This window comes from Actinocorallia lasiicapitis, from assembly GCF_054778695.1.
In genome coordinates, this window is record NZ_BAAGZI010000335.1 from 1 (window position 1) to 6,616 (window position 6,616).

Sequence of the window (6,616 nt, forward strand, 5' to 3'; positions counted from 1 at the left end):
GGGGGCTGCCGCGGCCAGCGGCCCGAGCACCGGATCCGGCGCGAAATGCTCGGCGACGGCGTCCGGGTCGGCGTCGAGGTCGAACAGGCTCCTGATCCGCTGGGTCGCGGCCGTCAGATCCTTGAGGTCGGCGAGCTGGAGGGTGCAGTCGAGCCAGCCCCTGCCGCCGTGGTCCTCGTGGACGGCGGCGAACCCGGCGCCGTGCGGCAGCCGCAGCGTCCGCCGGTAGGTCCGTGCGCCGGGCTCGCCGACGACCTCCTCGACCCCGGTCAGGGCACGCCGCGCCAGAAAGTCGAAGATCTCCCTGGCCGCGTAGGCGCCCCGGTAGGCGAGCCGCAGCGGCACGCCCGCCTCGGCGCTCAGGGCCGGTCCGCCGGTCCGCCGCACCTCGCTGGGGGTCAGCGCGTAGATCTCCCTGATCGTCTCGTTGAACTGCCGGACGCTCGCGAACCCCGCGGCGAACGCGACGTCCGTCACCGGCAGCGCCGTCGTCTGCAGCAGCACCCGCGCCGAATGCGCGCGCTGCGCCCTGGCGAGGGCCACCGGACCGGCCCCGACCTCCGCCGTGAGCTGCCGCTGGACCTGCCGCGCGCTGAACCCCAGCCGTGCCGCCAGCCCCCCGACCCCCTCCCTGTCGATCACCCCGTCGCCGATCAGCCGCATCGCCCTGGCCACGACGTCGCCCCGGAAATGCCACTCCGCCGACCCCGGGACCGCGTCGGGCCTGCACCGTTTGCAGGCGCGCAGCCCGGCCCCCTGCGCGGCCGCCGCGCTGGGGTAGAACCGGACGTTCTCCCGTTTGGGCGTGGTCGCGGGGCAGGACGGACGGCAGTAGATCCCGGTCGTCACGACGCCGGTGAAGAACGCGCCGTCGAACCGGCCGTCCCGGCTGCGGACGGCCTGGTAGCAGCTCTCCTCGTCTCTCACCCCTCCAGTCTGCGCTCCCCCACCGAGTGCCACTGGCGGTTTTCGGACACCACGATCAAAGATCAGAGGCCCCTGGGAACGAATGAGGCCCCTGCGCCGTTACAACGGTCGCAGGGGCCCGGAAGCGGCGCGCCCAGAGGGATTCGAACCCCCGGCCGACGGATTAGAAGTCCGTTGCTCTATCCAGCTGAGCTATGGGCGCATCTGTCGCGGCCCCGAGTGTAAGGCACAACGCCGGGCTCGCACAGCACGATATGGGGCTGGTTCGCCGGTGGCGTCCAGTGCTCGCACCGGTACGGGGCCTCCGGTATTTTGGGGGCGATTTCACTGCCTTCTTAGGGGTCAGGTGCGAGAGTGACCCCGCACCGCCTTGCCTTAGATGCCGTCGAACCGGAAACCAGAGGACCATGTCGGAGAACGAGAAGACGCCCAGCGTGAAGCTGCCGAGCGCGCGGGACATCAGCCGGACGGACTTCACTCCGCATGGCATCAACCGGGGCAAAGGCTCCCTGAAGCGGCCCGCCAACAAGGCCGATCTGCGCAAGAAACGGATCGTCAACTCGACGATCTTCGTGCTGGTCGCCGCGGTGCTGAGCGGCGCGGGCTACACCGCGTACGCCCTGACCAGGCCGAGCGAGAGCTTCAAGGTGACGGGTGCTTTCGGTGCCGAGCCGAAGGTCACGTTCCCGGAGATCGCGCCGTTCAAGGGCACCACGTCCAAGGTGCTGATCGCAGGCACCGGCGACGTCCTGCCCAAGGGCGAGACGGCCTACCTCGGTTTCTCGTCCTACAAGTGGACGGGCGCCAAGAAGTCCGAGCCCCAGGGCAAGTACAAGGAAGTCAACCAGCAGACCGGGATGCCGTTCACGCCCGTGAAGATCGGCGAGGAGACCGGGCTCAAGGCTCTGGACTCGGTGCTGAACAGCGTCCGGGTCGGTGAGCGCTTCCTGGTGACCATGGACGGCAAGGGCCTCGACCCGCAGGCGTCCCAGCAGATGGGCCTGAAGGCGACCGACAACCTCGTCTTCGTGGTCGACGTGCTCGCCAAGGACAACCCCGTCAAGGGCAAGATCACCCCGGTGAACGACGCGAACCTGCCGACGATCACCGACCCGAAGAAGGACGGCGAGGCCCCCGGCTTCGAGATCCCCAAGGGCAAGGACGCTCCCAAGGAACTCGTCGTCAAGACCCTGATCCAGGGCACCGGCGCGGAGGTCAAGACCGCGCAGACCGTGGTCGCGAACTACGAGGGCCACATCTGGCGCGACAACTCCAAGTTCGACTCGAGCTGGGACCGCAAGTCCCCGGCGCCGTTCGAGATCGGCACCGGCAAGGTCGTCAAGGGCTGGGACCAGGCGCTCGTCGGCGTCAAGGCCGGCAGCCGCGTGATGATCGTGATCCCGCCGGACCTCGGCTACGGCAAGGAAGGCAACGCCGGCGCCAAGATCAAGGGCACCGACACGCTGGTGTTCGTCGTGGACGTCCTCGCCGCGGCCTGACCGCCTCGCTTCCGCCCGGGGGCGGCCGATCCAGCGGGATCGGCCGCCCCCGCGGCATGTGCGGCGCACCCGTCGGCGTGTCCCTGATGGACTGCGGGCCCCGGAGGGAGCAGTCTGGTATCCGGCCGCCCATCTCGGTGATGTCGACCGGATCCGGCGTCGAGGGCAACTTTCCGCTCGGTTCGGACGTCTGTGTAGGGGCGCACTGTCGCACGCTCCAAAGCCCTTCCAAAGCTGGCAGATGTGTGCCGACCCTCAGGTAGGGTCAAGTGTCACGGAAAGGTAACGGGGGCACTTTGAGCGAGAATACTGAGGCCGACGCCAAGCCGACCGGCGGGCGCAAGAACCGCGTCCTCCGCCGGGCCGCCTACGGGGTCCTCGGCTTCCTGGGTGTCGGCGTCATCGGTTTCGCGATCGCCTACGTGTTGACACCGGTGCCGGACGGCGCCCAGTTCGACGCGCGCAAGCAGCTCAACACCTACTACTACGCGGACGGCAAGACCGTCATCGCGGAGGTGGGCACCAATCGCCAGCCGGTGAAGCTCGCCCAGGTGTCGAAGTACATGCAGCAGGCCGTGATCTCCGCCGAGAACCGCAGCTTCTACTCCGACCCCGGAGTCTCCTTCTCCGGCACCCTCCGCGCGTTCTGGTCGACCGTCTCCGGCGGCCAGGTGCAGGGCGGGTCGACGATCACCCAGCAGATGGTCCGGAACTACTACCGGGGCCTCAGCCAGGAGCGGTCCGTCACCCGCAAGCTCAAGGAGGTCATGGTCTCCTTGAAGGTCGGCCAGTCCAAGGACAAGGACTGGATCATGGAGCAGTATCTGAACACGATCTACTTCGGACGTGACTCCTACGGCATCCAGGCCGCGTCGCAGGCCTACTTCAAGAAGGACGCCAAGAGCCTCACCGCGTCCGAGAGCGCCTTCCTCGCGGCCGCGATCCAGCAGCCGAGCGTCTACCAGAACGTCAACGCCAAGACCAGGGCGTCGGCGCAGGAGCGCTGGCAGTACGTGCTGAACGGCATGGTCGCCGCCGGGAACGTCACCGCCGACGAGGCCGCGAAGACCAAGTTCCCCAAGATCAAGAAGCAGGATCTCAAGAACATCTACGGCGGGCAGAACGGCTACATGGTCGTCGCCGCCAACAACGAGCTGCGGCGGCGCGGGTACAGCGACGAGACGATCGCGCTGGGCGGGCTCAAGGTCACCACGACCTACCAGAAGGCCAAGATGGAGGCGGCGCAGCGGGCCGTCGAGAACGTCACCAGGAACATGCCGAAGGAGCAGGAGGTCGGCCTGGTCTCCGTCGACACCTCCAACGGCGAAGTCATCGGCTTCTACGGCGGGCGCGACTATCTGAAGAAGCAGTTCAGCAACTCCTTCAGTGAGAAGAACCAGGCCGGTTCCGGCTTCAAGCCGTACGTGCTGGCCGCCGCCCTCGACAACGGCATGAAGCTGACGGACACCATCAGCGGCAACCAGCCGTTCTACTGCAAGGGCGTCCCCAAGCCGATCAACAACGACGGTAGCGAGGGTTCGCTCGGCGAGATCAATCTGGTACGGGCGACGGCCAAATCGTCGAACACGGCGTTCGCCCGGCTCAACCAGGACATCGGCGCCGACACCGTCACCGAGGTCGCAGAGAAGTTCGGACTGCCCGCTGAGGAGCTGACGGCGCCGGTCGACACGGCCGGCACCAAGCTCAACCAGACCTGCTCCTACCCGCTCGGCACCGCGTCACTCACCACGGTCCAGCAGGCCGCCGGCTACGCGACCTTCGCCAACGGCGGCGTGTACTACAAGCCGCACGTGATCAAGGAGATCACGGACCGGAACAACAAGAAGAAGAAGATCGTCGAGAAGGGCGTCCGAGCCGTCAGCGAAGAGGTCGCGGGCGACGCCACCTACGCGATGAGCAAGGTCGTCGAGAGCGGCACCGGTTCCCGGGCGCAGCTCGACGACCGCGAGTCCGCGGGCAAGACCGGCACCGCCGAGTTCGGCTCGAGCATTTGGTACAACGGCTACGTTCCGCAGATCGCCACCGCGGTGAACATCTTCCACGGCAAGCCCAAGTACAGGCTCAAGCCGCTGGTGATCCCCGGCTACTCGTCCTACGGCGGTGCGGCCCCGGCGACGATCTGGCGCGACTACATGTCGGACGCCGTCAAGGATCTTCCGGTCGTGGACTTCCCGGAGCCGTCCGAGAGCGTGTACTCGGGCTACTACGGCGACGACGGGCAGAACGACCGGCCGTCCGACCGGCCGACGGAGCAGCCCAGCCAGGCGCCGTCCACCGCTCCCCCGTCGGTCCCCGCCACGCCTGACGTGCCGTCGCAGGAGCCGTCCACCGATCCGGAGCCGTCGCTTCCGCCCGACCCGAACGACGGTGGCCCGGGCAACGGCGACCAGCCCGATCCGAACCCGCAGGACGGCGCCGACCCGCAGCCCCAACGCAACCAGGAGGTTCCACCACAACCCGCCCTGCCCCGCGAGGACTCACCCACCTGAGCCTGCCCGGCCCTCTCCGCTTCGGAGGGGGCCGGCCGCGTTTCTGGGGGCTGAGAAGCGGTCCTGGCGGCTCGCGGTCATCGGTCGAGATAGAGGCGGAAGCCTTCGGCCTCCGGAGCGAAGCCGAGGGAACGGTAGAGGCCGTGCGCTCCGTCGTCCGCGTGCCGTTTGTGGGATAGGAGCTGGATCTTGAAGCAGGACGCCGCCCGGGCGTCGTCGAGCGCCCGTGAGAGAAGCCGGGTGGCGACGCCGAGCCGCCGGTGGGCGTAGGTGACGACGACGGCTTCGATGAGGGCGCTCGGGCGGCAACCGTAGGTGAGGTGCGGCAGCAGCGTCATGCTGGCGGTCCCGACCGGCTCACCGCCGGACTCGGCCAGGTAGACGGTCAGACCCGGGGTGGCCGCCATACGTTCCCACGTCGCGATCTCTTCGGTCGAGGGCTCCCGTGGGGGCTCGGGCCGGGGCGGGCGGACGGGCCGGTTCTCGGACAGGACCGTTCGGACGGCGTCCAGATCCGAGGCGGACGCGCGGCGGACGCGGTATCCGGGGCTGCTCATCGCAGCATCGTCCCAGCGGGCCTCGGAGGGTTACGTCAGGGATTGTCTGGATGTGGATCGGGGCGTTTCGGGCGTGGGGGCGAAGTGTCAGTGGGGGTGGGTAGCTTCGTGGGTGTCAGGAGCAGGTGGTGCCCAGGGAGGAGGGCTGGGATTTGAGGAGCGTGGTGAGCTGGGTGACGTCGCCGGTGGCGGTCAGGGGCGGGGCGGCCTGGCGCCAGGCGGAGGCGAAGTCGGCGAGCGTCGATTTGAGGGTGGAGTCCTCTGCGGTGGCGGCCAGGGAGTCGAGGGTGGTGGCGAAGTCGTCGGCGGCCTTCGTCCAGGCGGCGTTCTCGGTGGGCGGGAGCGTCGCGAGCTGCCCGCCGAACGTGGTGAACGCCTCATTCGCCCGGTCGCAGACCTCCGCCTTGTTGCCGGTCATGCCGCCGATGACGCCACAACCGGACAGGGACGCTGCGACAATCACGACCGAGAGCCGTACCGTCCAAGCCGGTGCCGTCCTACCCGCGTGCATGGAACCTCCCGGGAAGTACTCCGTTGGGGTCCCATGATTGCGCACCGTCGGCGGACGCATGTAACTGACACTTCCGACATGTAGCGTAGACAGGTCCGTAGCCCGTCCGAGGAGTGCTGAACGTGGCCGAGGAATGGCAGCCCGTGACCGAGCTGGAGCGACGTCTGGCCGACGCGCTGATAGCCGGTGACCCGGAGGACTACTTCCGGGCGCTCGCCGCAGCCGAGCTGGTGGTCCCGCTCGCGCCCGAGACGGCGGAGCAGGTGCTGGCCAACACGGCCCAGCCGAGCTGGCCGACACGCGAGTTCGACACCCGCACCCATGTGCTGGTCTACACGTCGACCGACACGATGCGCTCCTGCCTGGGCCCCGCCTTCCGGCACTCGCTCCGCCTGCGCTTCGCCGACCTCGCCGCCGCCTGGCCCGAACCGGACTGGTGGCTGGCCGTCGATCTGGGCCACCCTCTCCAGGCGCTCCTGCCCTCCTGGTTCCTGCACCAGCTCCGCGGCGGCGGCGACCCCCGCCCCGCCCTCCTCGGCCTCCCCGCCCGGATCCTTCCCCCCGCCCCCCCTCCCGAGCCCCACAACTCCTACCTCCCCCCGGCCCCGGGCA

General features: G+C 68.8%; 6 protein-coding genes and 1 tRNA gene. 3 read left to right on the forward strand and 4 right to left on the reverse strand.

Going from position 1 to position 6,616, the window contains the following annotated elements; genetic code table 11:
- Together ACYVE7_RS26655 and ACYVE7_RS26660 are read right to left on the reverse strand one after the other, a co-directional pair.
- The coding region (locus ACYVE7_RS26655) for a bifunctional transcriptional activator/DNA repair enzyme AdaA (RefSeq protein ID WP_460368297.1) at positions 1-927 on the reverse strand (927 nt) is incomplete at its 3' end.
- Between the two features lie 128 nt (positions 928-1,055).
- Positions 1,056-1,129 (reverse strand) — tRNA-Arg (locus ACYVE7_RS26660).
- Positions 1,130-1,334: 205 nt separating this feature from the next.
- Here ACYVE7_RS26660 and ACYVE7_RS26665 point away from each other — a divergent pair.
- Positions 1,335-2,426, forward strand: coding sequence for an FKBP-type peptidyl-prolyl cis-trans isomerase (locus ACYVE7_RS26665; protein ID WP_460368299.1), 1,092 nt, complete (start codon positions 1,335-1,337; stop codon positions 2,424-2,426).
- Between the two features lie 296 nt (positions 2,427-2,722).
- On the forward strand, positions 2,723-4,936 hold the full coding sequence (locus ACYVE7_RS26670) for a transglycosylase domain-containing protein (RefSeq protein ID WP_460368301.1): 2,214 nt from the start codon (positions 2,723-2,725) through the stop codon (positions 4,934-4,936).
- A gap of 77 nt (positions 4,937-5,013) precedes the next feature.
- Here ACYVE7_RS26670 and ACYVE7_RS26675 read toward each other — a convergent pair whose 3' ends face one another.
- Both ACYVE7_RS26675 and ACYVE7_RS26680 read right to left on the reverse strand, forming a co-directional pair.
- Complete coding sequence (locus ACYVE7_RS26675) at positions 5,014-5,493, reverse strand: GNAT family N-acetyltransferase (RefSeq protein ID WP_460368303.1); 480 nt, start codon at positions 5,491-5,493, stop codon at positions 5,014-5,016.
- Between the two features lie 115 nt (positions 5,494-5,608).
- Positions 5,609-5,956 carry a hypothetical protein gene (locus tag ACYVE7_RS26680; RefSeq protein ID WP_460368305.1) on the reverse strand — a complete coding sequence of 116 codons (348 nt, stop codon included), beginning with the start codon at positions 5,954-5,956 and terminating at the stop codon, positions 5,609-5,611.
- A 170-nt stretch (positions 5,957-6,126) separates the two neighbouring features.
- Here ACYVE7_RS26680 and ACYVE7_RS26685 point away from each other — a divergent pair.
- A partial coding sequence (locus ACYVE7_RS26685) for an SseB family protein (protein ID WP_460368307.1) occupies positions 6,127-6,616 on the forward strand: 490 nt, incomplete at its 3' end.